Source organism: Nocardia sp. NPDC059228 (genome assembly GCF_042754245.1).
In the GTDB taxonomy this organism is placed as follows: Bacteria; Actinomycetota; Actinomycetes; order Mycobacteriales; family Mycobacteriaceae; genus Nocardia.
The window spans coordinates 380,269-404,880 of the sequence record NZ_JBHZAL010000001.1; the positions used below are offsets into that span (position 1 = coordinate 380,269).

Below are 24,612 nucleotides of genomic sequence, written 5' to 3' on the forward strand. Positions count from 1 at the left end.
GCGGGATGGACATAGACAACGAACGCGTTGGGAGCGCCGAACCGAGCCTGGTTCGCCCTTATTCACTGACGGCCGGTCGCACCCGGCCGAAGGTGGAGCTCGCCCTGGAGGCGCTCGTCGCATCGCATCCGGTCGCCCTCGAGCGGCAGTTCGAACTCACCAATATCGAGACGTCAATCGTGGAGTTGTGCAGAGAATCGCCGTCGGTTGCCGAGGTAGCCGCGCGTCTGGGCATCCCGCTCGGGGTCGCGCGGGTGCTGGTCGCCGACCTCATCGATGCCGGCCATGTGCGGGTATCGGCGACATTGAAAGACGATTCCAGCGACGATGAACGTCGCGAGCTGATCGAAAGGGTTCTCAGTGGACTCCGGCGTATTTGATTCGACGACACAGGTCGACACGCGCACCAGCAAGCCCACGTCGGCCAAGATCGTCGTGGCCGGTGGTTTCGGTGTCGGCAAGACCACTCTGGTCGGTGCCGTGTCGGAGATCGTTCCGCTGCGCACCGAGGCTTTGGTGACCAATGCCAGTGTGGGCGTGGACTCCCTGACCGGGATCCCGTCCAAGGCCACCACCACGGTGGCCATGGACTTCGGCCGCATCAGCCTGGCCGATGACCTGGTGCTGTACCTGTTCGGCACGCCCGGCCAGTACCGCTTCTGGTTCATGTGGGACGACCTGATCAAGGGCGCCATCGGCGCGGTGGTACTGGTCGACACCCGCCGGCTGGAGGACAGTTTCGCCGCCGTCGACTACTTCGAGGCGCGGAACCTACCCTTCCTGGTGGCCATCAACGAATTCGATGATGCGCCACGGTATCCGGTCGAGGACATTCGCCAGGCCCTGGCGGTGCCCGCGGACGTGCCGATCCTCTCGATCGATGCCCGTCGCCGGGAGCCGGTGAAGCAGGCTCTGGTCGCGGTCACCGAGTACGCACTGCGCAAGGTCGTGCAGGGGTACTGAGCCGTTCAGGCGATAAGCTCGCGCCGTGAAGATCTCGGCGCGGGAGCTGCTCGGCGCATTGCTCGATCCCGGTTCCTTCGTGAGCTGGGATCGGCCACCCGTTGCGGTGGCGGCATCGGCCGGGTATCGCGAGGATTTGCTGGCTGCTGCGGCAACGGCGGGCACCGATGAGGCGGTGCTCACCGGGGAGGGGTTGCTGCGCGGACGGCGGGTCGCCGTGCTCGCGTGTGAGTTCGGGTTTCTCGCGGGGTCCATCGGGGTGGCCGCGGCCGAGCGCATCGTGTCGGCGGTGGAGCGTGCCACCGAGCTGGGACTGCCGCTGCTCGCCTCGCCGACCTCCGGCGGTACCCGAATGCAGGAGGGCACAGTCGCTTTCGTGCAGATGGTGAAGGTCGCCGGGGCCCTGGCCGCACACAAGGCGGCGGGGCATCCGTATCTGGTGTATCTGCGCGACCCGACCATGGGCGGGGTGTTCGCCTCGTGGGGATCGTTGGGGCACATGACATTTGCCGAGCCGGGCGCGCTGGTCGGTTTTCTCGGGCCGCGAGTTTACAAGGCGCTGTATGGGAAACAGTTCCCCGAGGGCGTGCAGACGGCCGAAAACCTTTACCACAATGGCGTTATCGACGGAGTCGTACCGGTGCCGGTCTTCCGCCGGATCGCACATCGGGCTCTGAACGTCCTGTGCGACGGACCGCTGCCGCTGCCCGGAAAGGGCGGCGGCCCACACCGTTCCGAGGAGGGCGTCGATTCCTTCCCGGCGGGTGCGGAGGAACGGCGCGGCCCGGCGCTGCTCGATACCGGCGACGTCGACGGCTGGCAGTCGGTGCTCATCTCGCGGCGGGCCGATCGGCCGGGAATCCGGGAGTTGCTGCGCCACGCCACCGATCGAGTTCCGTTGTCCGGCACCGGACAAGGTGAGCTGGATCGCACCGTCGTGCACGCGCTCGCCCGTTTCCGCGGGCAGCCCTGCATCGTCTTCGGCCATGATCGCGCGGGGCAGTCGCCCGAGAACACCATGGGTCCGGCGGCATTGCGCGAGGCCCGGCGCAGCATGCATCTGGCCGCCGAACTCCACGTCCCCCTGGTCCTGGTCATCGATACCGCGGGCGCCGCGTTGTCCCGTGAGGCGGAGGAGCGTGGCCTGGCGCCCGAAATCGCCCGCTGCATAGCAGATCTCGTCACCCTCGATACGCCGACGGTGTCGGTGCTGCTCGGCCAGGGCACCGGCGGTGGCGCGCTGGCCCTGCTGCCGGCGGACCGGGTGCTGGCGGCCGCGAACGGCTGGCTGGCTCCGCTCCCGCCGGAGGGTGCGAGCGAGATCGTCTACCGCGACATCGGGCACGCCCCGGAACTGGCTGCCGCTCAGCGGATTCGCGCGCAGGATCTGCGGGCCGACGGGATCGTGGACCGCATCGTGCCCGAGTATCCCGATGCCGCAGAGGAGCCGGTGGATTTCGCGCTGCGCATGGTGGCGGCCATTGCCGACGAACTGGCCGGTCTCACCAGTCGGTCCGCCGCGGATCTGCCGGCCGCACGGCAGTTGCGATACCGGCGCCTGGGTCTCGGGTCGTAGTTCTCCTCACATCCCACCACAGTGACGCTGGGAAGTTGCCACCGTGCGGATTCGATTCGACTTCTTCCCTATCGTGTGTTCGGTTGACGGGGTGGAACGGCGCTTCTACCTTCGGAACGGTGACTTATCGGTTCGAGGCCAGCGACATCCCAGCGATAGTGCTCAATGATGGCCAGGTCATGCCGAAGCTAGGGTTCGGTGTGTACAACGTCGTCGGCGCCGAGGCGGTCGGCACCATGACGACGGCCCTCGAGCTCGGCTACCGGAGCATCGACACCGCCGCCTTCTACGGCAATGAGGAGGAGGTCGGCCGCGCGGTCCGGGAATCGGGCCTACCGCGGGACGAGGTGTTCGTCACCACCAAGCTGTGGAACGCCGACCACGGCTACGACGCCGCCATGCGTGCCTTCGACGCCAGCGTCAAGCGACTGGGCCTGGACACCATCGACCTGTTCCTGATCCACTGGCCGCTGCCCGCGGCCGGTCTGTATCTCGACACCTTCCGCGCGCTGCAGACGCTCAAGCGGCAGGGCCGGGTGGTCTCGATCGGCGTCTCCAACTTCACCAGGGCGCACCTGGAACGGGTGATGGCTGAGACCGGGGAGGCGCCGGCCATCAATCAGGTTGAGCTGCATCCGTATTACGCGCAGTCGGAATTGCGGGCCTTCCACGCCGCGCACGGCATCGTGACCGAGGCGTGGAGCCCGCTGGGGCGCGGGGCCGAGTTCAACGACTCGGTCATCATCGCGCTGGCGGACAAGCTCGGCCGGACGCCCGCACAGATCATCCTGCGCTGGCACATGCAGCTGGGGAACGTGGCCATTCCGAAGTCCACGATGCCGTCCCGGATGGCGGAGAACCTGGCGGTCTTCGATTTCGAGCTGTCCGGCCGGGAGATGACGCAGATCGCCGGCATCGACAAGGGCGCACGGCAGGGCGCGGATCCGAACATTTTCGATATGGACGCCCCCGCCTGAACTCACGGCTCGTGCTGGGTGGGAATGCCCAGGTACGAGGTCAATTCGACGGCGGCGGCCCGGCCCGCGCGATTCGCGCCGATGGTGCTGGCGGACGGGCCGTAGCCGATCAGGTGGATGCGCGGATCGGCCTCGACCCGGGTGGCGAGCCGACCGCCCATGGTGATGCCGCCGCCGGGACCGCGCAGCCGCAGCGGGGCCAGATGATCGAGGGCGCTGCGGAATCCGGTGGCCCACAGGATCACGTCGGCGTGCTGGAAAGTGCCGTCGGCCCAGCGGATTCCGTCGGCTTCGAGGTGGTCGAACATGGGCCGCCGATCCAGCACGCCGCGGTCGCGCATGGCCCGCACCCGCGCGTCCTCGGGCAGGCCGGTGACCGAGACCACCGAGCCGGGCGGGAGTCCACGCCGCACACGGTCTTCCACCATGGCCACCGCCGCCCGCCCGTCCTCGGGTGCGAATTGCCCTGAGCGGAACACGGGTTCGCGCCGGGTCACCCACGTGGTGCCGGTGACCTGCGAGATCTCGTCCAGCAGTTGGATGGCGGTGATCCCGCCGCCCACCACGACCACGTGCTTGCCCGCGAATTCCGTTGCGGTGCGGTAATCGTGGGCGTGCAGCTGACGCCCCGCGAAGGTGTCCGCGCCCCGGTAGTAGGGAATGAACGGCTTGTCCCAGGTGCCGGTCGCATTCACCAGCCCGCGCACCCGCAGCGTCGCGTCCGGTGTCAGCTCCGCGTGCAGCAGCCCATCGACCTCCTGATCCGGGCAGGTGGCCGGGGTGGCCCGGTCGCACACCAGGCTGACCGACACCGGCCGGCGCACCCGCAGATCGAAGCGCTTCTCGTAGAGCTCGAAGTAGTGCGGCACGGCCGTGGCCGCCTGTGCGTTCTCCGAGCCCTCGGGCAGCGTCTCCGCGAACGGCATGCCCGGAAGATCGTGCACCCGATTGACGTTGCTCAATGTCAGTGACGGCCACCGGAACTGCCACGCCCCGCCGGGCGCGGGAGCGTGGTCGACAATGAGAAAGTCCTGCTCCGGCGTTAAACCGAGCCGTCGCAGGTGATATCCGACCGACAAACCGGCCTGTCCGGCGCCGATTACGAGGATGTCGACATCGGGTGTTGCGGTCACCGGCCCGACGGTACGCGCACCTAGAGTGAAAGCCGATCATGGGTCGAAAGCGCAGGTGAGTTGGACAGTGGGGAAGGGACAGATGCTCGGAGTCAGCCGCGATGGCGAGGTAGTGACCATCGAACTGCAGCGTCCGGATAGACGGAACGCCCTGAACGAGGAGCTGATCGGGCTGCTGCGCGCGGCGCTCGAGGAGGCCGCGACCTCGGCCCGCGTGATCGTGCTGACCGGCCAGGGGCCGATCTTCAGCGCGGGCGCGGATCTGGACGGCGTGTATTCGGACACGTTCCTGACCGGGCTGCTCGGCATGCTGCGCACCATCGAGACGATCCCGGTGCCGGTGATCGCGGCCATCAACGGCGGAGCGCTGGGCGCGGGCGTGCAACTGGCCCTGGCGTCGGACCTACGGGTCATGACACCGGACTCCTTCATCGCCGTGCCGGCGGCGAAACTCGGTATCTCCGTGGACCGTTGGACCGTGCGCCGGTTGTCCAACCTGATCGGGCCCGGCCCGGCGCGCACCATCCTGATGGGCGCCGAGCGGGTGCAGGCCGCGGACGCGTACCACTTCGGCTTCGCCAACCGGATCGGCACGCTGGCCGACGCGCAGGCCTGGGCCAAGCAGATCGCCGAACTCGCGCCGCTCTCGCTGCGGCATCTGAAACTGGTCTTCAACGACGACGACACCCGAGGCCCCGACTCCCTGGAGCAGACCGCGGCGCTGGACGCGGCGTGGCAGAGTGCCGACGCGCAGGAGGCGCGCACGGCACGTCAGGAGAAGCGGCCCGCGAAGTTCGAGGGCAAATGAACGGGCAGCGCGCGGCCGCGAATGCGCGGAAACTGGTGGGTATGTCTGCGGGTGCATTCGGTCTTTCCTGGTTGGTGCGGGCGGCGTGGGGGATTCCCTCCGCGATGGGCGCCTCCATGTCCGCCATCGCGCCGACGGCGCACGGGGCGACCACCTATCGCAATCGGCAGTTCCACAACACCGAACCGAGCAGCCAGATCACCGGTTCCCCGTTGGAGCTGCTGTATCAGCTGGCCACCCAGCGCGACCGGGGCCGCCCGGCCGGGACGATCCCGCTGGTGACGCCCGCGCTGCCGGAGCAGGCGGGGGACCTGGCCGTCACCTGGTACGGCCACGCCACCTGCCTGATCGAGGTGGACGGCTACCGGGTGCTGGCCGATCCGGTGTGGGGCGAGCGGGTCTCGCCGTCGCCGCTGGTGGGTCCGGCCCGGCTGCATCCGGTGCCGTCACCGCTGTCGGAGCTGCCGGCGCTGGACGCGGTGCTCATCTCCCACGACCACTACGACCATCTGGATCGCGACACCGTGATCGAGCTGGCGGACAGTCAGGATTGCGTGTTCATCGTGCCGATCGGCATCGGCGCGCATCTGCGGCACTGGGCGGTGCCCGAACATCGCATTGTCGAATTGGACTGGGCCGCTTCGGTTTCGCTGTCGGAGCTGCAGCGGGGCCATGGTGACGGCACCGATCTGGTGATCACCTGCGCGGAGGCACGGCACTTCTCCGGCCGCGGGCTGGTGCGCAACACCACGCTGTGGGCGTCCTGGTCGATCGCCGGTCCCACCCGCCGGGTCTACTTCGGCGGCGACACCGGCTACACCAAGGCGTTCGCGGAGGCGGGTGCCCGGCTGGGCCCGTTCGACCTGACCCTGCTGCCCATCGGCGCCTACGACCGGCACTGGCCGGATGTGCACATGAATCCCGAGGAGGCGGTGCGCGCCCACGCCGACCTGTGTGTCGGCGATGCGGGCTACGGGCTGCTGGTGCCGATCCACTGGGCCACCTTCAATCTGGCCTTCCACGGCTGGTCGGAGCCGGTCCGCCGGTTGGTCGAGGCCGCGGAGGCGGCGGGGACACGCATCGCCGTGCCGAAGCCGGGCGAGCGGATCGACCCGATTGGCCTCCCACCACGGGATTCGTGGTGGGAAGATGTTCGCGAATAACGGACCGAGAGTGAAGGAGCAGCGCTGTGAGTCTCATGGACACGCTCAAGGGCTTGGTCGGCAAGGGCAGAGAGGTGGCGGCCCAGAACGCCGAGAAGATCGAGCAGGCGGTCGATAAGGCCGGACATGTGATCGACGAGAAGACCGGGGGGAAGTTCTCCGCCCAGATCGACAAGGGCACGGAGGCGGTCAAGTCGGTCATCAAGCCCGAGGCGGTCGCCGAGGCGCCGGCCGCGGCCCCCACGGAGGCGCCCGCAGCCGAGCCGGCCGCGGAGCCGGCACCGGCCGCGGAGCCGGCCGAACCGGCCCCGGAACCCGCTCCGGAGGCCGCGGAAGGCGAACAGCCCAAGCCGTAGTCGTCGCGGCGTCTCGCAGTGGCCGCACCGGTCGTTCCACGGGCTGTTCGGGAGTGGCGGGATCCCCGTCGCTGACCTGAACGGCCCGTTGGCATTTCACGGATGGCGCGAGTTGCTCCGGGTCGCTCCGGGTTGCCGGTTTTTGCCGGGACCCGGACCTAAACTGCTGTCATGGGGTCCCGCAGGGATTTCGGGGGTATCGAGGTTGGGCTGACCAACCTCGACAAGGTGCTGTACCCGGCCACCGGGACCACCAAGGGGGAGGTGATCGACTATTTCACGGCCATCGCCCCGGCCCTGCTGCCGCATATCGCGCAGCGGCCGGTGACCCGCAAGCGGTGGCCGAACGGGGTGGACGAGCAGTCGTTCTTCGAGAAGAACCTGGCCGAGCACGCGCCGAAGTGGTTGGCGCGGAGGACGGTTCGACATTCCGACCGGCCGGTCACGTACCCGCTCATCGACAATCTCGCGGGCATGGCCTGGCTCGGGCAGCAGGCGGCGCTGGAACTGCATGTGCCGCAATGGCGTTTCGACGGGGCCGAGGTCGGGGACATCACCCGCCTGGTGTTCGACCTGGATCCCGGGCCGGGGGCCGGGCTGGCGCAGTGCGCCGAAGTGGCGCTCATTCTGCGGGACGTGGTACGCGAGGTGGGGCTGGAGGCCTACCCGGTCACCAGCGGCTCCAAGGGAATTCACATCTACGTGCCGCTGGACCGCAGACTCGGGCCGAACGGGGCGTCGGCGGTGGCCAAGCAGGTCGCCACCAACCTGCAGCAGCTGCGGCCGGAGCTGGTGACGGCCACCATGGCGAAATCGGCGCGCGGCGGGAAGGTGTTCCTGGACTGGAGCCAGAACAATCCGGCCAAGACCACCATCGCGCCGTATTCGCTGCGCGGGCGCACCGAGCCGTGGGTGGCCGCGCCCCGCGCCTGGACGGAGATCGAGAAACCGGAACGGCTGCGGCACTTGCGCTTCGACGAGGTGCTGCGGCGCTGGCGGGAGCAGGGGGAACTGCTCGAAGGATTGGACGAGCCACTGCCGGAACCGGTTCCGGACCGGCTCGGCGCCTACCGCTCCATGCGCGACCCGCGGCGCACACCCGAACCGGTCCCGCCGGGCCCGCCCGCCGCCGGTCCGGGGAATCGGTTCGTGGTGCAGGAGCATCACGCCCGGCGGCTGCACTGGGATGTCCGGCTGGAGCGCGAGGGCGTGCTGGTGTCCTGGGCGGTGCCCAAGGGCCCGCCCACCGATACCGGCGAGAACCGCCTGGCCGTGCACACCGAGGACCATCCGATGGAGTACCTCACCTTTCACGGGACCATCCCCAGAGGCGAATACGGCGGCGGCGAGATGACCATCTGGGATATCGGCACCTACGAGACCGAGAAGTGGCGTGACGACGAGGTCATCGTCTGGCTGCGCGGGCAGCGGCTGACAGGGCGGTACGCACTGATCCAGACCAACGGCAACCAGTGGCTCATGCACCTGATGAAGGATCAGACGCCGCCGGGGGTGGAAGGCGATGGGGCGCAGCCGGTTCCGGCCGCGCCACCGCGCACCCCCGCGCCCATGCCGCGGGGGCTGAAACCCATGCTGGCCACGGCGGGTGATGTGGGGACCCTCGACGCCGAGCACTGGGCCTTCGAGACCAAGTGGGACGGGTTCCGGCTGATCGCCGAGATCGAGGACGGCGCGGTCACGCTGCGCAGCCGGGCCGGGCATGTGGTCACCGGGAAGTATCCGGGCCTGGCGGTGCTGGGTTCGGAACTGTCCGGGCACAGCGCGGTGCTCGACGGCGAGGCGGTGGTCTTCGACGATCACGGTGGCGCGAATCTCGGCCTGCTGCGGGAGGATTCGACGCGGGCGGTATTCCTGGCCTTCGACCTGCTGTATCTGGACGGCACCTCGCTGGTCCGCAAACGCTACGACGACCGGCGACGGGTGCTGGAAGCCCTTGCCGGGCAGGCGCGTTCGCTGATCGTGCCGAAACAGCTGGGCGGACCGGGTGCGGAAGCCCTGCGGTACAGCCAGGATCACGGCATGGAGGGCGTGGTCGCCAAGCGGCGGGACTCGGTGTATCTGCCCGGGCGGCGCGGGCAGTCGTGGATAAAGACCCGGAACTGGCGGACGCTGTCGGTGGTGATCGGCGGCTACCGGAGATCGGAGGTGCGGCAGTTCGCCTCGCTGCTGGTCGGTGTCCCGCACGAGGGGGAGCTGTACTACCTCGGCCGGGTCGGCACCGGGTTCAGCGAGCAGGAGATGAGCGAGCTCGCCGATCGGCTGCGCCGCCTGACCCGCAAGACCAGCCCGTTCGGCAATGAACTCACCGCCGACGAGCGTAACGACGCGGTGTGGGTGACGCCGAAACTCACCGGCACCGTGCGCTTCATGAACTGGACCGAGACCGGACGACTCTGGCATCCGGCCTGGATTCCCAGCTCCGACTGACCGTTTCGGCTAGCTCGACTTCTCGAGCAGCGGCACGATGGTGTCGATATCGGTGACGATGGCGTGGCCCTGGAAGGCGAAATCGTCCCAGGCGCGCTGCTGTCCGGGCTCGTCCCGCCCGCCGACGCCGTCCCGGATCACGACCGGGATGAAACCCAGATCGGTGGAGTGGCACACGGTCGGCGCGATGCCGATCTCGAGCGCGACGCCGACGATGGCGTACGCGCCGATCCCGAGGTCCCGCAGGGTGGAGGCCAGCGGGGTGCCCTCGAACGCCGACATCGAGGTCTTGTCGAAGACGGTCTCGCCCGCCTGCGGCCGAAGTTCCGGCACCAGCTCGAATCCCGGGGTGTCCCGCTGCAGGATCGGCACCACGTCGTCCGCGGAGTCCACGCCCTGCCAGCTCATGGCCATGCGCAGCGCGAAGGTTCCCATGAGGCGCTTCGGCAGGAAGAAGTGCCGCAGGAAGATCACGGGGTAGCCGCCGCGCCGCGCGGCCTCGACGACCCGCGCGACCCGTTCGGTGATCGCCGGGCCGTCGTCGAGCTGCCCGAGCACCCCGGCCTGCATGTCGTACACGACGACCGCCATCTTCTCCGGCGAACACACGTCCTCGAGCGTCTCCGGAATCTCCAGACCGTTCCCGCGCCGCATAAGCCCTCCGCAATCTCCCACTGCCCCACCCTCTTTCGTCACCCTACCCCGCCGGCGAACCATGATCAGGGACCTCGCGGTGCGGGGAATCGGGCGAAATCCCTCGGTGGAAGCTCCCTGACTCAGGCGGCGGAGCGGGCTGGGCGGGGCGCGGGCACCAGGCCGAAGTGGATGAGGCTCTCCGCGGTGTCGAGCAGGGAATCCGCCACGGGGCGCATGGTCCAGTTCAGGTCGTGCTCGGCCTTGGCGGCGCTCAGGTGCGCTGCGCGGCCGAGGAAGCGGACGGCGGTGCGGGCGTCGGGGTTGAACCGGGCGCTCAGGCGGACGAGCCAGTCGGGGAGCACGCGGGTCGCGACCCGGTAGCGCTGGGCGAGAATCTGCGCCATCTCCGGGAAGGAGACTTCCTCGCCCGCGCAGATGTAGCGATTGCCCGCGGCCTGCGGGGTTTCCATGGCGAGCCGATGCGCCACCGCGAGGTCACGGACATCCACGGTCGCGAAATTCAGCCGCGGGACGCCGGGCATGCCCCCGGCCAGCAGGGCGCGAATGCCGTCCACCGAGGTGCCGGCCTCGGCGCGCAGGATGGGGCCGATGATCATGCCCGGATTGATCACGGCCAGTTCGAGATTCGGGTGTTCGGCGGCGAAATCCCAGGCGGCGCGCTCGGCCAGGGTCTTGCTCTTCTGGTAGGCGTCGCACTGCGCGGTGTCGGACCAGTCCGCCTCGGTGAGCAGATGCCCTTCGTTGCCGACCTCGACCGCCGCGATCGAGGAGGTTACGACGACCCGTTCGACACCGCTTCCGGCGGCCGCGCGCAGCACCCGCAGGGTGCCGTCCACGGCGGGGCGGACGAGTTCGTCCTCGTGCTCGGGGACTCCGGAGGGGAAGGGTGAGGCGGTGTGCAGCACGTAGCGGCAGCCCGCGACGGCCGCGGCCCAGCCCGCGTCCGAGCCCAGATCGGCCTCGACCAGCTCGACGCCGGGCAGTGGTCCGGCTACCGCGGTGGCGCGGGCGGCCGAGCGCACGGTGCCGCGCACCCGATAGCCCTGGCCGAGCAGCTCCTGGATGACATGGCCCGCGACATAGCCGGAAGCGCCGGTGACGAGAACGAGATCGGACATTGCCTGACTCCAATCTGAGCAGTGTTTAGAATCTGAACAATGTATAGATTCCGAGGCCGGGAGCCGTCAACCCCTTACGCTCATCCCATGCCGCCGACCAAGGACCGCTATCACCACGGAGACCTCCGCGAGGAACTACTGCGCGCCTCCCTGCAGCTGATCGAGTCCGAGGGCCTGGCCGCGGTGAGCCTGCGCAAGGTCGCCCGCGAAGCCGGCGTCAGCCCCGGCGCGCCCTACCACCACTTCGCCGACCGTGCCGCCCTGATGTCCGCACTCGCCGCCCGCGGCTTCGAAATCCTCGGCGCCGCAATGGCATCCGCCCGCGCCGCTGCCCCTGATCCACGCGCCGCCCTGCTCGCCATGGCCGAGGGGTACGTCGGCTTCGCCCGCGACCACGCCGCCTACTTCCGGATCATGTTCCGTCCCGAGCTGTCCCAGCCCGAGAAGCACCCCGACACCGAGGCCGCGGGCGACGCCGCCTACGCCATCCTCGAATCCGCCGTCGCCGACGCCGTCCAGTCCGGCTTCCTCCCCGCCACCGACGCCGAAACCATGGCCCTGGCCTGGTGGTCGCTGGCCCACGGCATGGCCGCCCTCACCGTCGACGGCAAATTCGGCCTCCGCGCAACCCAATCCGGCACCACCCCCGAAGCCCTCACAACCCGCATCACCCACATCTTCGCCAACCTCATCGACCAGCGTCCGGCCTAGCGGCCGGGAATGCGGGCCGATCGGCGGGACGGCTGGGTGGGCCATGCCATAGGGGCTGGTGTTTCCGCTGATCGACCGCGGATATTTGTGGCGGCACTGCCTGCAGTCTGTGGAGATGTTGAGAGGTCGCGGTGGGTTGGGGTGCGGACACGGCAGACTGGTAGGCGTGACCGATTCGTACCGGATTCGCGGTGGGCTGGCCGAGCAGGTTGGCGTGTCCCGCGCCGGGAGCAGCGCTGGGGCGACGCTTCCCACGGGGGCGTTGCGGCCCATCGAGCTGGCCGCGTCGGCCGTGCTGGGCGGGGCGACGGTGGGGCTGGTGACGCTCGGGTCGCTGGTGCCGTTCGCGGCGGCACTGCAACTGGTGGCGGCGGTGCCCATGGGGCTGCTGGCGCATCGGCACCGGTTCCGGGCGCAGCTGGCGACCACCATCGCGGGGGCGCTGGTGACGTTCGTCGCGGCGGGGCTGCTGCCCGCCGAGAACCTGGTCGGCGTCGCGGTGATCGGTGGGATCATCGGCACGGTCAAGCGCAGGCGAGGCGGTCTGCCCGCGGTGGTGGCGCTCTCGGCGGTGGCCGGATCCGTGATGGCCGCCCTGACGGTCGGCATGCTGCTGGTTTTCGCTCAGTCGCGGCACCTGCTGTTCGACAGCATCCGCAACTCCGCGGAGGGCATCGAAAACCTGGCGGCGCGCCAGCCTTCGCTGGAGCCGCTGGGCCGTGCCGTGTCCGACTACACCGACACCGTCCTGCACTGGTGGTGGGCCTTCGTGGGCGGCGGCATCATCGCGGCCATGGTGGTCAGCGGAGTGTTCTCCTGGTTCGTGCTCGGGCGGGTGCTGGATCGCCTGTCCTGGCTGCCGGGCCGCGACAGCCTGCTGGACGCGCCCGCGGATCCGCGTCCGGTCGCGCCGCTGCCGGTCACCTTGCGGGAGGTCGCGTTCCGATACGAGGGGGCGCGCACCGATGCCCTGCACAATATCGATCTGACTGTCGACGTCGGCGAATTCGTGGCGGTGGTCGGCCACAACGGGTCCGGAAAGTCCACGCTCACCAGGATTCTCGCGGGTCGCCCGCCGACCGCGGGCACGGTCACCCGGCTGGGCGCGGCGGGCCTGGGCGTGCGTGGCGGTACCGCGATGGTGCTGCAGCGACCGGAGAGCCAGACGCTGGGCGTGCTCGTCGCGGATGACGTGGTGTGGGGCCTGCCCACCGCGGATGCCGCGGCCGTCGATATCGACGGATTGCTGTCCGAGGTCGGTCTGGCCGGTATGGGCGGGCGCGAAACCTCGACCCTGTCAGGTGGGCAGCAGCAGCGGCTCGCGGTGGCCGCCGCCCTGGCCCGGCAGCCCACGCTGCTCATCGCCGACGAGGCGACCTCGATGATCGACCCCGAGGGGCGTCGTGACCTGGTCGCACTGCTGGCCGACCTGCCGCGCCGGCATCCGATGGCCGTGGTTCTGGTGACCCATCACGAGGCGGACGCGGCTGCCGCGGACCGGGTGGTCCATCTGGAACAGGGCCGCTCGGTCGGACATCTGCCCGCCTGGCCGCGTCCCGTTCGCGATCCACGCCGCCGGCCCATGGGCGATGTCGTCCTCGAATTGCAGGGCGTCGGCCACACCTACAACCGCGGCACCCCCTGGGAAGCGCCCGCCCTGCACGGCATCGACCTGAGCGTCCGCCGCGGCGAAGCCCTGCTCATCGTGGGCGGCAACGGTTCCGGCAAGTCCACGCTGGCCTGGATCATGGCCGGGCTGACCATGCCCACCGCCGGCACCTGTGTGCTGCGCGAACCCATGGGCACCACCCGTCCGGTGCACAAGCGGATCGGGGCCGTGCAGCTGGCCTTCCAGCATTCCCGCCTGCAATTGCAGCGCCAGAACGTCGGCACCGAGATCGAGGACTGGGGTGGCCGCGGCAGCTACGCGGTCGCGCGTGCCCTCGACGCCGTGGGGCTGGATCGGGCGCTGGCCTCGCGCTCGGTCGAGGAGCTCAGCGGCGGGCAGGCCAAGCGGGTGGTGCTGGCGGCGATCGTGGCGAGCCACCCCCAGGTGGTGGTGCTCGACGAGCCGCTGGCCGGACTCGATCCGGAGGGCCGCGCCGGAGTGGTGGAACTGCTTGCCCGGCTCCGGGATTCGGGCCTGACCCTCATCGTCATCTCGCACGACGTGTCCGACATGGCCGCGGTGTGCGACCGCACCGTCCACCTGCGCGACGGCCACCTCGTCGAGAACGGTGCCGCCGCAGTGCACGACAACCGGATTCAGGATTTCACCGGAGGTGTCCGATGAGCAGCGTCGTCCTGCGCGAGGTCCCCGTCGACAGCCCCGTGCATCGACTCTGGGCCGGTACCAAGATGATCGGCGTCTTCGCCGTCAGCGTGCTGCTCATGTTCATCCCGTCCTGGGCGCTGCTGGGTGTCGCGACGCTGTTCCTGGTGGCGGTGTTCCTACTGGCGAAGCTGCCGCTGGGCACGCTGCCCCGCCTCCCGTGGTGGTTCTGGGCGGGCGTGCTGATCGGGGCGGCCATCAACGCGCCCGTCGGCGCGTCGGCGCTGCTGCGGTACGCGCAGGTGGTCCTGTTCGGTTTTCTGCTGCTGGGCGCGTCGTTCCTGGTCGCGTGGACCACGCCGATGGGTGAGGTCGCGCCCGCGCTGGCCAGATTGGGTGCGCCGCTGAAGCGCATCGGCTGGACACGCCATGGGGTCCGGCACGCGATTCCGGTGGACGAGTGGGCGGTGGTGGTCGCGCTGACCCTGCGCGGACTGCCGCTGCTGCTGGAGGAGATGCGTATCCTGCGCGCGGCTCGCAAACTGCGGCCCAAGGATTCGCTGCTGCATCGCGCGTCGGAGAACCCGCTGGTCGACATTCTGACCGCGAGCATGGCGGTCTCCAGCCGGCGGGCGGGCGAACTCGGCGAGGCCATCACCACCCGCGGCGGCACCGGCGAGCTGACCGCCCGCCCGGGATCGCCGGGGCGCGCGGACATGGTGGCGCTACTGGTGGTGGCTTTGGTGTGCGCCTTGGGAATCGGTGTCGAACTGCTTTTTTAGCAACACTCGAGCGGAAAATAATTCGGGGTGTCGGTGCCGCGCGCTACCGTGTCTGCCAGTAGAGCGCGTTGCCGATGCAACACGGGCTCACAGTCGCAAAGGGGGAATTCTTTCAACTGAGCCGTGTGTTGCCACAAACACCTGATCGAGATTGGAAGACCCATGATGCTGCGCAAGATCACCGCTGTCGCCGCGCCGGTTGTCACGGCAGTCGCCATCACCGGAGCCGGTGTGGCACACGCGGATCCGGCGGTGCCCGACATCGGTTACCAGACCCAGCTGGTCGGCAATACCGTTGTCACCACCCTCACCAACGGCAGCTTCGAGCTGGCCGGGCGAGCGGTGAACATCAAGGACTCCGCGGGCGCGACCGTCCTCAGCCTGCCGCTGGCCTTCGAACAGGACGGTCTGAGCTACCCGGTGCCGGGCACCGTCAGCGATGGCGGCGCCACCCTCTCCCTGACCGCGGTCAAGGATGTCGCCGCGGCCACGCCGGCACTGCACCCGGTGGCCTCGACGAACGAGAACCAGCACGCCATGGAGGCGTTCAGCACCCAGTTCGGCATCGGCACGGCCATCGGCAGTTTCCTGGGCCTGGCGGTGGGCGCGGCGGTCGGCGCGATCGGATTCCTCGGTGGCGCTTTCGGTTTGGCGACCGTCCCGGTCGCCGCGGCGGTCGGCGCGGTCATCGGCACCCTGGTGGTCGGCGGGCCCGCCCTGCTGATCGCCGGCATCGACCTGATCAACACGCTGAACGCGGCGCCCGGCACCACCAAATGGGCCCAGCCTGGCGACCAGTAACACTCCGGCGCGGGTGCACCGGCCGCTGCGGACGATCGTCAGCGCACGGTGCACCCTGCGTCCACCGGGTCGCCAGCGAAGCGATCCGACAGAAAGTTCATGGCCCCCAGGGCTTCTCCGGCAGCGGCCGGATTGTGGCCCGGTATCGCCGAGTGCACGGCGGTCAGGTTCGCGCCCAGCGCGCAATAGCGGTCCACCAGGGCGCTGAAGCCCGCCGGCGGAATCACGTCGTCGTTGTTGCTGTGGTACAGGTACAGCGGCACGTCGGGCGCCCAGCCGCCCAGCTCCTGATGGTTGGTGGCGGCCCGGAAGGCCTGGCTGTCAAGGATGTCCGGGACGCTCGAGTAGTCGTCGACACGCCCGAAGAAGTGGCGGGCCACCAGATCGCCGCCGCAGGAGGTCGCCTCCTGCGCCAGCAGCGCCCGGCCGCTGTCATTGAGCGTGTCCGCCAGTCCGGAGCCGGAATCGTTGCGGGCCAGGGCGAGCAGGATCAGCACCGCGAGCCCGGCCTGATAGCCGCCGTCCACGCCGCGCGCGATGGCGGGGATGTCGGCGGGCACGCCACCGGAGGTCACACCCGCGAACCAGATCTCGGGCGCGTAGCTCGCCCGCAGCTGCATGGCCCACAGGGTGGCGAAGGCGCCGCCCGAGTAGCCCCAGGCTCCGAGCGGACTGGCATCCGTGATACCCAGTGGGGCGAAGGATTTGGCGGCGCGCACGCCGTCCAGTACCGCCCGTCCGGAGTTCACGCCGTCGAAGAATCGGGACTGCGGGCCCTCGTAGTCCGACACCGCCACGGCCCAGCCGCGGCGGAACGCCTCGGCCAGGAAGGGTACGTCCAGCAGGGTGGTGGCAATGGAGAAGTCGCGCCCGCCGCGCAGCGCGAAGGATGGGGCGCAACGGGTTCCGAGGCTGTCCTCGGCGATCTGATACGACAGCAGCGGGCGATCGCCGGGACCGGTCCAGGGCGTGAGCGGCGTCATGACGGTGGCCACGTCCGCGGCGGCTTCCCCGGCGGAATCGGTGGTGCGGTACTGCACCTGCCAGCCCGCCACCGGGAGCGGCAGCCCGAAGACGGCGATGGGCCGGGAGTTGAGGATTGCCCCGTTTGCGAACTCTCCCAGGTTGATCGGCACCGCGTAGAACGGATCATTGTCGGGATAGGGGATGTCGGCGCGAGTGCCGGGCACCGCGACCGCCGCCGACAGCAGGGTCACCGCGCCGATCAGCCCGGCGCGCCACCAGTGCCGAACCGTGTGTGAGCGCACCGTGAATCCGCGCGTGCGTACCCCGAACCATGCGCCGTCCCGCCGCATAACGCCTCCAGCGTCGAATCATCCGACGCTCCAGACATCTCACGGACCCGCTGTTCGCGCCGACAAGAATTCCGGCGCATCGGAGAAACAAAATTACGTCGGGCCGGTCCTCGCGGTCAACGCGTCTCCGCGCGTCGTAACTACGGCGTTGCGCGGTTTCTTGTACGAAAAGATATATCCAGATTGGTATCCAGATCTTTGCGACTGGCTCTACCGATTGCATGCCAGTTGCCGTCATGCTCGGTCAATGTTGTTGCGCCGCCTCATCGCCCTGTACGTCGGACTCTGGTTGTACGGCTTCTCCATGGCCGTGATGATCCGCGCCGCGCTCGGCCTGGATCCGTGGGATGTGTTCCACCAGGGCGTGGCCGATCAGGTGCCGTTGAGTTTCGGTACGGTCGTGGCGATTACGGGCGCGGCGGTACTGCTGGCCTGGATTCCCCTGCGGCAGTGGCCGGGTCTGGGCACGGTCAGCAATGTCGTGGTGATCGGCGTCTCGGTGGACGCGGGGCTGTGGTTGCTGCCGGAGTTGCACGCGTTGCCGATCCGGATCGCGGCCATGGGTGCGGCGGTGGTGCTCAATGCGATTGCGACAGTGCTCTATATCGGCGCGGGCATGGGGCCGGGTCCGCGTGATGGCCTGATGACTGGCCTGGTTCGGCGTACGGGCAAGCCGGTGTGGGTCATCCGGACAGGGCTGGAGGCGACGGTGTTGTCCGTCGGTTGGATCCTCGGCGGCAGCGTCGGAGTGGGCACGGTCGTGTACGCGTTCGCCATCGGACCGCTGATCCAGCTGATGATCCCGTTCGTGGATCGGTTCCTGCCGGGCTTCCATCCCGCGGAACCGGCTGGTTCGCCCGCCGCGGAGGCCGAGCCGATGGCCGCCTGACCGTTCGGGTTGACTGGCTAACGGCGTTAGCTTAACGTGATGGCTAACAACGTTAGCCTCAGTGAGAAGCCTCGGAGGGTCCGATGACCACCATCGCCGCCAACCTGTCGGCCACCACCGATCACCGGCTCCCGGCCCTCGTCCGCAAGGCCGGATGGATCACCTGGACCGTCTTCCTCGCCGCCTTCGCCATCGTCGAGGGCGTCAACCACGGCACCGGCTCCTGGCTGGCCCTGATGGCCGGCCTCATCGCCCCCGACCTCACCTTCTTCGCCGCCATCGGCGCGAACGACCCTGTGCAGCAGGGCCAATTGCCCCGCCGGGCCGTCCCCTTCTACAACACCGCCCACCGCACCTGGATCCCCCTGGCCCTGGCCGTCGCGTACACCTTCGCCCCCCTCCAGATCCCGGCCCTGTTCACCTTCCTGCTGGCCTGGATGCTGCACATCGGCATCGACCGCATCGCGGGCTACGGCCTCCGCACCGCGGACGGATTCCTCCGTGCCTGACCCGACCGGACCACTCACCGAGCGGCAGCGGCAGATCGCCGCCGCCGCTCGCACCCTCTTGGACACCCAGGGCCCCGAGGCCCTGACCATGCGAAACGTAGCCGAGGCCTTGGGTATCAAAGCCCCCTCCCTGTACAAACACGTCCCCGACAAGACCGCCCTCGAAACCCTGGTAGTGGCCCAGGCTTTCACCGAGGTGGCGCAGGCCTTGGAAACCGCCTCCGCCCAGGGCCTCCCGGGCGTGGCCCAGGCCTACCGCGACTACGCCCTGGCCCACCCGCACGTATACCGCCTCATGAACTACCGCCCACTCCGCCGCGACCTACTCCCGCCCGACCTGGAAGAGCGCACGGCACGACCACTCGTCACGGCCGTCGGCGGCGACCCGGCCCGAGCCCGCGCGCTCTGGGCCTTCGCCCATGGCATGGTGAGCCTCGAAATCGACGGCCGCTTCCCCAGCAACGCCGACCTGACGGCCGCCTGGCAATCCGGCCTCGCCGCCTTCGGCGAGTAGCGGCCTATCCCGCGATGCGTGCCTCAGCGCACGTCGCAGCCGGGGGGCATCGGTTTGCCGGCGAAGCGGTCGGACAGGAAGTTCATGGCTCCCAGGGATTCCACGACTGCTGCGGGGTTGTGGCCGGGGATCTGTGAGTGGATGGCGGTCAGGTTTGCGCCGAGGGAGCAGTAGCGGTCGACGAGGGCGCTGAAGCCTCCCGCCGGGATCACGTCGTCGGCATTGCTGTGGTAGAGGTACAGCGGGGTGTCGGGGGCCTGGGCGCCCAGTTCCTGACGGATGGCGGCGGCCTTGAACGCTTGGCTGCCGACGAGATTCGGTGCGGTCGAGTATTCGTCGAGGTGCCGCATAGCGTGGTGGACCACCAGGTCGCCGGCGCATGAACTGGCCTCTCGGGCCATCAGCGTGCGGCCGTTGTCATTGAGGATCTTGGCCAGTCCGGTGCCGGAATCGTTGCGCGCCAGGGCGATCAGGATGAGCACGGCGAGCCCGGCCTGGAAGCCGCCGTCCACTCCGCGCATCATGGAGGGGATGTCCACGGGCACGCCGCCGGAGGTCACGCCCGCGAACCGGAGCTCGGGTGCGTAGCTCGACCGCAGCTGCATGGCCCACAGGGTGGCGAAGGCGCCGCCCGAGTAGCCCCACGCGCCGAGTGCACTGTTGGTGGTAATGCCCAGCGGAGCAAAGGATTTGGCGGCGCGCACGCCGTCCAGCACGGCCCGGCCGGAGTTGATGCCGTCGAAGAAACGGGACTGCGGGCCCTGGTAGTCGGATACCACCACCGCCCAGCCGCGCCACAGCGCCTGCGCCAGGAACGGGACATCCAGCAGCGTGGTGATGATGGAGAAGCCGCGCCCGCCACGCAGCGCGAACGATGGCGCGCACCGCGTTCCGAGACTGTCCTCGGCGACCTGGAACGCCAGCAGCGGGCGATCACCCGGACCGTTCCACGGGGTATCGGGCTTCAAGACCGTGGCCATATCGGCGGCGGCCTCGCCGTTGGAGCCGGTGGTTCGGTATTGGACCTGCCAGGCCGCTACCGGCAGCGACTGCCCGAACACCGAGATCGGCCGGGAGTTGAGAATCGACCCGTTCGCGAATTGTCCGAGGTTGGCGGGCGCCGCGTAGAACGGATCGTTGTCGGGGAAGGGGATATCGGCGCGGGCGCTGGGCACCGCGATTGCCGTCGTCAGTAGTGTGACTGCGCCGATGAGTCCGGCGCGCCACCAGTATCGGATTGTTCGCGATAATTTGGTCGATCTATTCGTGCGTTTCCCGAACCGTGCGGCATCGAGCTTCAAAACGCCTCCAGTGTGTATCGGCCGACGCTCCAGATACCACGGACCACTGCTTGCGCCGCCAAGAATTCCGGCGCACGGGAGAACAAACTATGTGGCCTGGTACGTGCGGTCAACGATGACTCGCGCGTGGAGACAAAGGTGTTGTGCGGAGTCCAGCGCTCCGGCCCCCGATGCCCTCGGCTACCCTTCGGTCCGGCCCGGACGAGGGCCGGTTGTCATCCGCAGATCCAGCTACTACGAAAGGTTGGTCTCACATGAGGTTGATCAGTGCGCGGTACGCAGGCGTGATTGCAGTGACGATTGCCGGATTCGCCGCCGGTGCGGCGCTGTCCGGTGCGGGAGTGGCGGGCGCCGATCCGATGAGCGATCTCGAACCGCTGCTGAGCTCGAGTTGCTCATTCGACCAGATCGACGCCGCCTTCCACCAGGTGGAACCTGAGATCGCGGCGCAGCTCGATGCCGCACCCGGGCGCAAGGCCGCGTTCCGGATGGCCTATGACCAGCCGATGTGGCAGCGGCGCATCGCCTTCCAGGCCCTGCTCGTCGAACAGCAGCAGATGGGCGCGCCCACCGATATCAACTCGGACTTCGGTCCGCACCTGCGCCAGGTCACCGACATTTGCCACCGGTACTGACCAACGGGTTGCCCTTCTGATTCTCATTGAGCGGTGAAGCCGAGGAATCGGGAAGGTTCGGTGCTGGTGGGAGACGGCCGAAGCAGATCGCTTGGTGTCCGCTGCCAGCACCGTTTTCCCCGCCGAGGTTGAGATGACTTGGTGGGCAAGGAATTTCGCGTTACCGGATACTGATCAGCCTCGGATCGGGGTGAAGGTGTAGTCGGAAAGGCGCAGGGCGCGGGTGCGGCGCCGGTAGCTACGCGTGGTGCCGGGCCAGTTATTGACGATGCGGCCGGATGGCGTCCGATACCAGCTGGTGCAGAAGTTCCACGGGGTGCGGGCCAGGCGCTGCTGAAGGGCATCGTTGAAGGCCAGTTCGACTTCGGGTCTGACTTCCAGACAGGTGCGCGGTCGTTCGGCGAGGAGTTGCAGGGCGTGGCGGATGTAGCGCGCCTGGGATTCGATCATGTAGATGATGGATCCGACTCCGAGGTTGGTGTTGGGGCCGTAGACCATGAACATGTTGGGGAATTCGGGGACCGTGATGCCCAGGTAGGCGTGGGCGCCGCCATCCCACACATCGCTCAGATTTCGGCCCGCGCGGCCCCGGATCTTCATGGGCCACAGGAATTCCGTGCCCTTGAAGCCGGTGCCGTAGATGATGACGTCGGCCTCGTGCAGCACGCCGTCGGCGGTGCGGACGCCCATGGGGGCGATCTCGCTGATGGCGGTGGTCTCCACGTGCACATTGGGCTGGGTGAGGGCCGGGAAGTAGTCGTTGGAGAACAGTCCGCGCTTGCAGCCGATGGGGTAGTCGGGGGTCAGCTTGGCGCGCAGCTCCGGATCGGCGACCTTCACCTCCAGATGCTTCTCCGCGATCCGCGCGACCCCGCGCACGATGCCGGGGAACTCGACCAGCCCCAGCGATATGAACTCGGCGAGCAGCCACCACGAAAGGCGTTCGGCCTTCGGCATTCCCGGAATCGAGATGAGGATCCGCTGATGCACCGGCTTGTAGTCGGTGTCGAACTTGGGCAGCACCCAGGCGGCGGTGCGCTGGAAGACGGTCAGATGAGCGGCCCGCGGCTGGATCTCGGGAATGTACTGGATCGCGCTGGCCCCGGTCCCGATGCAGGCCACCCGCTTGCCGGCCAGTTCGACCCCGTGATCCCACCGCGCCGAATGGAAGGATGCCCCGCCGAACACCTCGATGCCCGGAATCGGCGGCATGGCCGGGCGCGACAACTGCCCGACGGCCGGGACCAGCACATCCGCGGTGCGCGTCACGCCGTCGGCGGTGCGCACCGTCCACTGCCCGGTCGTCTCGTCGAACTCCGCCTCGGTGACCTCGGTCCCGAACACGATGCGGTCCAGCAGCCGATGCCGCTCGGCGATCCCGCGCATGTACGCCCAGATGTCCTCGCGTGTCGAATATCGCTGCCGCCACTTCGGTCTGGGCTCGTGCGCGAACGAGTACAGCGGCGAGGGCACATCGCAGGCCGCCCCGGGGTAGGTGTTCTCCCGCCACACCCCGCCCAGGTCGGCCGCCTTCTCCAGGATGGTGAACTCGCGGAAGCCATTGCGCTGCAACTCGATCGCCATGCCGAGCCCGCCGAATCCGGCGCCGATGATGATGACGGACGGCATTGTGGTGCTCCTCACATCGAAGACTCTTCTCACTGTAGGAGCGAGCGTTCGATTTGGTGGGCGACCGGATCGAGAATTTCGGCCATAATCAGGCTATGGGCACGGTGCAGGAGGCGGGGATTCGCGACTGGAATTTCCCGCGCGGCGTGGCGAGTGTCGCCCTCATGGTCGGATTCGCGCGCGAGCACGGGGTCCCGGCCGCCCGCATGCTGCAGGGCAGCGGGCTGAACGAGAAGCAGCTGGCCAATCCGGACGAGCAGATCGACGCGCACACCGAACTGGCGGTGATCCGGAACCTGGTGCGCGAACTGGGCGCCCGCCCCGACCTCGGGCTGGAGGTGGGCCGGCGGTACCGCATCACCACCTTCGGCATCTTCGGCTTCGCCTGCGTCAGCAGTCCCACCCTCGGCGAGGCCATCTCCCTCGCCCTGCGCTATCTGGAGCTCAGCTTCACCTTCTGCATTCCGGCGGCGCGCTGGCGGCCGGGTGAATTCATGGCCCGCATCCACGACGAGCGGGTGCCCGCCGACGTCCGTCGCTTCCTGGTGGAACGCGACGTCACCGCCATGTTCCAGATGCTGTCGGACCTGATGGGCCACCGCGTCGAACTGCTGCGCGCCGACTTCGATTTCGAGCCGCCGCCCGACCTCCGCCTCTACACCGAAATCTACGGGCTGACACCGAATTTCGAGGCCGAGCACAACGTGTTCACCATGGATCCGGCGATCCTGGAGCAGCCGCTGCCGCAGGCGAACGAGCACACCTGGGCCATGTGCCTGGCGCAGTGCACCGAACTGGTCTCCCGCCGCCGCGCCCGCACCGGCATCGCCGCCGAGGTGCGGGAGCTGCTGGTGCCGCGCGGCGGCCTGGACGGTTTCGCGGTGCCGCCCGGAATCGATTCGGTGGCAAGGGATCTCAATATGAGCACCCGCACCCTGCGCCGCCACCTGGACGCGGCGGGCACCAGTTACCGGCAGCTGCTGGACGAGGTGCGGCGCGCGTTGGCCGAGGAAATGCTCACGGCCACACCGCTGTCGGTGAGCGATGTGGCGATCCGGCTCGGCTACGCGGAGGCGTCCACCTTCATTCACGCCTTCAAACGCTGGACCGGCACCACGCCCTCGGCCTACCGGCGCGGCGCGGTCACTCCGTCGGTTCGCTGAGCCAGCCGCCCATGGCGATGGGCCGGAACATCGACAGCAGCCGGCCGTCGGTAATGGAGTGGAAGATCATCGACGGGTCGGGCGCGAAGTCGATCGGCACGTGTCCCGGTGCGGCCGTTTCCCATTCGCAGCCGATGGTGGAGGAGACGCTCGGCGCCACGATCAGCGGCTTGCCCGCGAACTGGGTCATGAGCCCGGCGTGCACGTGACCGGTGAGGACGGCGGCGATGCGGTCGTCGCCCGCCACGATCTCGGCCAGGCGCTCCGGATTGGTGAGCCGGATGGGATCCACGACGGTGGACTGCACCGGCACCGGCGGATGATGCATGGCCACCAGCACCACTTCATCGTCGGGGGCCGCTGCCAGGACCTCGGTGAGGAAGTCGTAGGTCTCGTCCTCGAGCAGGCCCTCCGGTTTGCCGGGAATGCTGGAGTCCAGCAGGGCCAGGGTCACGCCGTCGATCCGGTAGGACTGGTTGATGGGTCCGGTGCCCGAGGTGGCGGGGAAGAGCACGCTGCGCATATTGGCGCGGTCGTCGTGATTGCCGGGCAGGATCAGCACGGGCAGATCGGCGCTCAGGGCCGCGCGCGCCTGCTGGTACTCCTCCACATCGCCTTCGTCGGCGATGTCGCCGGTGACGATGATGACGTCGGGTCGCTGCGGCAGCTCGGCGAGAAAGGCCATCACCCGTTCGGCGCGTTCGACATTGCGGGCGCCCATATTGAAATGGGTGTCACTGAGCTGAGCCAGCAGAACCATCGGCGTTCGCTTTCTGTGAAGGGCAGCATCATTGCGCCCGGCTGTGCCGCCGCACCGCGGTCACCCCATTCAGGCTAATTGACCTGCCCTGATGCGGTCTCGGTGAGACCCGCCACCCAATATAGCGAAGT

General features: G+C 68.7%; 24 protein-coding genes. 17 read left to right on the top strand and 7 right to left on the bottom strand.

Translation table 11 applies throughout. The features are described from left to right. Positions 1–5: 5 nt before the first annotated feature. From ACFXKA_RS01750 to ACFXKA_RS01765, 4 genes are all read left to right on the top strand, one after another. Positions 6–380 (top strand): DUF742 domain-containing protein, encoded by a 375-nt coding sequence (locus ACFXKA_RS01750; RefSeq protein ID WP_033085504.1) that lies wholly within the window; start codon positions 6–8, stop codon positions 378–380. Then, positions 361–963 carry an ATP/GTP-binding protein gene (locus tag ACFXKA_RS01755; protein ID WP_354830800.1) on the top strand — a complete coding sequence of 201 codons (603 nt, stop codon included), beginning with the start codon at positions 361–363 and terminating at the stop codon, positions 961–963. Before ACFXKA_RS01750 ends, ACFXKA_RS01755 begins: the two co-directional genes overlap by 20 nt. Before the next feature lie 25 nt (positions 964–988). Beyond that, the gene (locus tag ACFXKA_RS01760) at positions 989–2,539 is read left to right on the top strand and encodes a carboxyl transferase domain-containing protein (RefSeq protein WP_379425389.1); all 1,551 of its coding nucleotides are present in this window, start codon (positions 989–991) and stop codon (positions 2,537–2,539) included. 179 nt (positions 2,540–2,718) lie between these two features. After that, on the top strand, positions 2,719–3,516 hold the full coding sequence (locus ACFXKA_RS01765; protein ID WP_354830795.1) for an aldo/keto reductase: 798 nt from the start codon (positions 2,719–2,721) through the stop codon (positions 3,514–3,516). Positions 3,517–3,518: 2 nt separating this feature from the next. Here ACFXKA_RS01765 and ACFXKA_RS01770 read toward each other — a convergent pair whose 3' ends face one another. After that, positions 3,519–4,649: an NAD(P)-binding domain-containing protein gene (locus ACFXKA_RS01770; RefSeq protein ID WP_379425391.1), complete on the bottom strand. Its 1,131-nt coding sequence runs from the start codon at positions 4,647–4,649 to the stop codon at positions 3,519–3,521. A gap of 82 nt (positions 4,650–4,731) precedes the next feature. Between ACFXKA_RS01770 and ACFXKA_RS01775 the strand changes: the two genes are divergently transcribed. The 4 genes from ACFXKA_RS01775 to ACFXKA_RS01790 all read left to right on the top strand — a co-directional run bounded on the left by ACFXKA_RS01775 (position 4,732) and on the right by ACFXKA_RS01790 (position 9,424). Further along, positions 4,732–5,457, top strand: a complete 726-nt coding sequence (locus ACFXKA_RS01775; protein WP_379425392.1) for an enoyl-CoA hydratase — start codon at positions 4,732–4,734, stop codon at positions 5,455–5,457. Positions 5,458–5,498: 41 nt separating this feature from the next. Further along, positions 5,499–6,620: an MBL fold metallo-hydrolase gene (locus ACFXKA_RS01780; RefSeq protein WP_379425394.1), complete on the top strand. Its 1,122-nt coding sequence runs from the start codon at positions 5,499–5,501 to the stop codon at positions 6,618–6,620. Positions 6,621–6,655: 35 nt separating this feature from the next. Further along, a complete protein-coding gene (locus ACFXKA_RS01785; protein ID WP_379425878.1) occupies positions 6,656–6,976 on the top strand; it encodes an antitoxin in 321 nt (106 codons plus the stop codon). Between the two features lie 171 nt (positions 6,977–7,147). Then, positions 7,148–9,424 carry an ATP-dependent DNA ligase gene (locus tag ACFXKA_RS01790; protein ID WP_379425395.1) on the top strand — a complete coding sequence of 759 codons (2,277 nt, stop codon included), beginning with the start codon at positions 7,148–7,150 and terminating at the stop codon, positions 9,422–9,424. Between the two features lie 9 nt (positions 9,425–9,433). Here the strand turns inward: ACFXKA_RS01790 and ACFXKA_RS01795 are convergent, their stop codons facing one another. Together ACFXKA_RS01795 and ACFXKA_RS01800 are read right to left on the bottom strand one after the other, a co-directional pair. Continuing rightward, complete coding sequence (locus tag ACFXKA_RS01795; RefSeq protein ID WP_379397831.1) at positions 9,434–10,078, bottom strand: cysteine hydrolase family protein; 645 nt, start codon at positions 10,076–10,078, stop codon at positions 9,434–9,436. Positions 10,079–10,200: 122 nt separating this feature from the next. After that, positions 10,201–11,199 (bottom strand): aldehyde reductase, encoded by a 999-nt coding sequence (locus ACFXKA_RS01800; RefSeq protein WP_354830778.1) that lies wholly within the window; start codon positions 11,197–11,199, stop codon positions 10,201–10,203. A gap of 87 nt (positions 11,200–11,286) precedes the next feature. Here ACFXKA_RS01800 and ACFXKA_RS01805 point away from each other — a divergent pair, with 87 nt between their 5' ends. From ACFXKA_RS01805 to ACFXKA_RS01820, 4 genes are all read left to right on the top strand, one after another. Then, positions 11,287–11,910 (top strand): TetR/AcrR family transcriptional regulator, encoded by a 624-nt coding sequence (locus ACFXKA_RS01805; RefSeq protein WP_354830775.1) that lies wholly within the window; start codon positions 11,287–11,289, stop codon positions 11,908–11,910. A 214-nt stretch (positions 11,911–12,124) separates the two neighbouring features. After that, entirely contained in the window at positions 12,125–14,203 is a 2,079-nt protein-coding gene (locus ACFXKA_RS01810; RefSeq protein ID WP_379425880.1) for an ABC transporter ATP-binding protein, read from the top strand. Then, a complete protein-coding gene (locus ACFXKA_RS01815; RefSeq protein ID WP_354830773.1) occupies positions 14,200–14,964 on the top strand; it encodes an energy-coupling factor transporter transmembrane protein EcfT in 765 nt (254 codons plus the stop codon). The genes ACFXKA_RS01810 and ACFXKA_RS01815 overlap by 4 nt, the downstream gene beginning before the upstream one ends. A 162-nt stretch (positions 14,965–15,126) precedes the next feature. After that, on the top strand, positions 15,127–15,765 hold the full coding sequence (locus ACFXKA_RS01820) for an ammonium transporter (RefSeq protein ID WP_354830770.1): 639 nt from the start codon (positions 15,127–15,129) through the stop codon (positions 15,763–15,765). 38 nt (positions 15,766–15,803) lie between these two features. Here ACFXKA_RS01820 and ACFXKA_RS01825 read toward each other — a convergent pair whose 3' ends face one another. Then, positions 15,804–17,033 (bottom strand): lipase family protein, encoded by a 1,230-nt coding sequence (locus ACFXKA_RS01825; RefSeq protein ID WP_379425398.1) that lies wholly within the window; start codon positions 17,031–17,033, stop codon positions 15,804–15,806. A gap of 295 nt (positions 17,034–17,328) precedes the next feature. Here ACFXKA_RS01825 and ACFXKA_RS01830 point away from each other — a divergent pair, with 295 nt between their 5' ends. From ACFXKA_RS01830 to ACFXKA_RS01840, 3 genes are all read left to right on the top strand, one after another. Further along, positions 17,329–17,970, top strand: coding sequence for a hypothetical protein (locus tag ACFXKA_RS01830; protein WP_354830764.1), 642 nt, complete (start codon positions 17,329–17,331; stop codon positions 17,968–17,970). Between the two features lie 83 nt (positions 17,971–18,053). Next, the gene (locus tag ACFXKA_RS01835; RefSeq protein WP_379425399.1) at positions 18,054–18,479 is read left to right on the top strand and encodes a DUF4260 family protein; all 426 of its coding nucleotides are present in this window, start codon (positions 18,054–18,056) and stop codon (positions 18,477–18,479) included. Continuing rightward, a complete protein-coding gene (locus ACFXKA_RS01840; protein WP_354830759.1) occupies positions 18,472–18,993 on the top strand; it encodes a TetR/AcrR family transcriptional regulator in 522 nt (173 codons plus the stop codon). Before ACFXKA_RS01835 ends, ACFXKA_RS01840 begins: the two co-directional genes overlap by 8 nt. A gap of 23 nt (positions 18,994–19,016) precedes the next feature. Here ACFXKA_RS01840 and ACFXKA_RS01845 read toward each other — a convergent pair whose 3' ends face one another. Continuing rightward, positions 19,017–20,168: a lipase family protein gene (locus ACFXKA_RS01845; RefSeq protein ID WP_354830758.1), complete on the bottom strand. Its 1,152-nt coding sequence runs from the start codon at positions 20,166–20,168 to the stop codon at positions 19,017–19,019. A gap of 380 nt (positions 20,169–20,548) precedes the next feature. Between ACFXKA_RS01845 and ACFXKA_RS01850 the strand changes: the two genes are divergently transcribed. Continuing rightward, positions 20,549–20,929 (top strand): hemophore-related protein, encoded by a 381-nt coding sequence (locus ACFXKA_RS01850; RefSeq protein WP_379425401.1) that lies wholly within the window; start codon positions 20,549–20,551, stop codon positions 20,927–20,929. A gap of 174 nt (positions 20,930–21,103) precedes the next feature. Here the strand turns inward: ACFXKA_RS01850 and ACFXKA_RS01855 are convergent, their stop codons facing one another. Further along, positions 21,104–22,558 carry a flavin-containing monooxygenase gene (locus ACFXKA_RS01855; protein WP_379425402.1) on the bottom strand — a complete coding sequence of 485 codons (1,455 nt, stop codon included), beginning with the start codon at positions 22,556–22,558 and terminating at the stop codon, positions 21,104–21,106. A 95-nt stretch (positions 22,559–22,653) separates the two neighbouring features. Between ACFXKA_RS01855 and ACFXKA_RS01860 the strand changes: the two genes are divergently transcribed. Then, positions 22,654–23,721 (top strand): AraC family transcriptional regulator, encoded by a 1,068-nt coding sequence (locus ACFXKA_RS01860; RefSeq protein ID WP_354830753.1) that lies wholly within the window; start codon positions 22,654–22,656, stop codon positions 23,719–23,721. Here ACFXKA_RS01860 and ACFXKA_RS01865 read toward each other — a convergent pair. Then, positions 23,702–24,481, bottom strand: a complete 780-nt coding sequence (locus ACFXKA_RS01865; RefSeq protein ID WP_354830751.1) for a metallophosphoesterase — start codon at positions 24,479–24,481, stop codon at positions 23,702–23,704. The genes ACFXKA_RS01860 and ACFXKA_RS01865 overlap by 20 nt on opposite strands. Between the last annotated feature and the right edge of the window lie 131 nt (positions 24,482–24,612).

What these genes read in the sequence shown, in the direction of transcription:
- ACFXKA_RS01775 (WP_379425392.1), top strand. Translation starts at nt 4,732, where the DNA reads ATGCTCGGAGTCAGCCGCGATGGCGAGGTAGTGACCATCGAACTGCAG.
- ACFXKA_RS01805 (WP_354830775.1), top strand. Translation starts at nt 11,287, where the DNA reads ATGCCGCCGACCAAGGACCGCTATCACCACGGAGACCTCCGCGAGGAA.
- ACFXKA_RS01800 (WP_354830778.1), bottom strand. Translation starts at nt 11,199, where the DNA reads ATGTCCGATCTCGTTCTCGTCACCGGCGCTTCCGGCTATGTCGCGGGC.
- ACFXKA_RS01850 (WP_379425401.1), top strand. Translation starts at nt 20,549, where the DNA reads ATGAGGTTGATCAGTGCGCGGTACGCAGGCGTGATTGCAGTGACGATT.
- ACFXKA_RS01785 (WP_379425878.1), top strand. Translation starts at nt 6,656, where the DNA reads ATGGACACGCTCAAGGGCTTGGTCGGCAAGGGCAGAGAGGTGGCGGCC.
- ACFXKA_RS01750 (WP_033085504.1), top strand. Translation starts at nt 6, where the DNA reads ATGGACATAGACAACGAACGCGTTGGGAGCGCCGAACCGAGCCTGGTT.
- ACFXKA_RS01860 (WP_354830753.1), top strand. Translation starts at nt 22,654, where the DNA reads ATGGGCACGGTGCAGGAGGCGGGGATTCGCGACTGGAATTTCCCGCGC.
- ACFXKA_RS01765 (WP_354830795.1), top strand. Translation starts at nt 2,719, where the DNA reads ATGCCGAAGCTAGGGTTCGGTGTGTACAACGTCGTCGGCGCCGAGGCG.
- ACFXKA_RS01820 (WP_354830770.1), top strand. Translation starts at nt 15,127, where the DNA reads ATGATGCTGCGCAAGATCACCGCTGTCGCCGCGCCGGTTGTCACGGCA.
- ACFXKA_RS01835 (WP_379425399.1), top strand. Translation starts at nt 18,054, where the DNA reads ATGACCACCATCGCCGCCAACCTGTCGGCCACCACCGATCACCGGCTC.
- ACFXKA_RS01780 (WP_379425394.1), top strand. Translation starts at nt 5,499, where the DNA reads ATGTCTGCGGGTGCATTCGGTCTTTCCTGGTTGGTGCGGGCGGCGTGG.
- ACFXKA_RS01790 (WP_379425395.1), top strand. Translation starts at nt 7,148, where the DNA reads ATGGGGTCCCGCAGGGATTTCGGGGGTATCGAGGTTGGGCTGACCAAC.
- ACFXKA_RS01830 (WP_354830764.1), top strand. Translation starts at nt 17,329, where the DNA reads ATGTTGTTGCGCCGCCTCATCGCCCTGTACGTCGGACTCTGGTTGTAC.
- ACFXKA_RS01795 (WP_379397831.1), bottom strand. Translation starts at nt 10,078, where the DNA reads ATGCGGCGCGGGAACGGTCTGGAGATTCCGGAGACGCTCGAGGACGTG.
- ACFXKA_RS01855 (WP_379425402.1), bottom strand. Translation starts at nt 22,558, where the DNA reads ATGCCGTCCGTCATCATCATCGGCGCCGGATTCGGCGGGCTCGGCATG.
- ACFXKA_RS01865 (WP_354830751.1), bottom strand. Translation starts at nt 24,481, where the DNA reads ATGGTTCTGCTGGCTCAGCTCAGTGACACCCATTTCAATATGGGCGCC.
- ACFXKA_RS01815 (WP_354830773.1), top strand. Translation starts at nt 14,200, where the DNA reads ATGAGCAGCGTCGTCCTGCGCGAGGTCCCCGTCGACAGCCCCGTGCAT.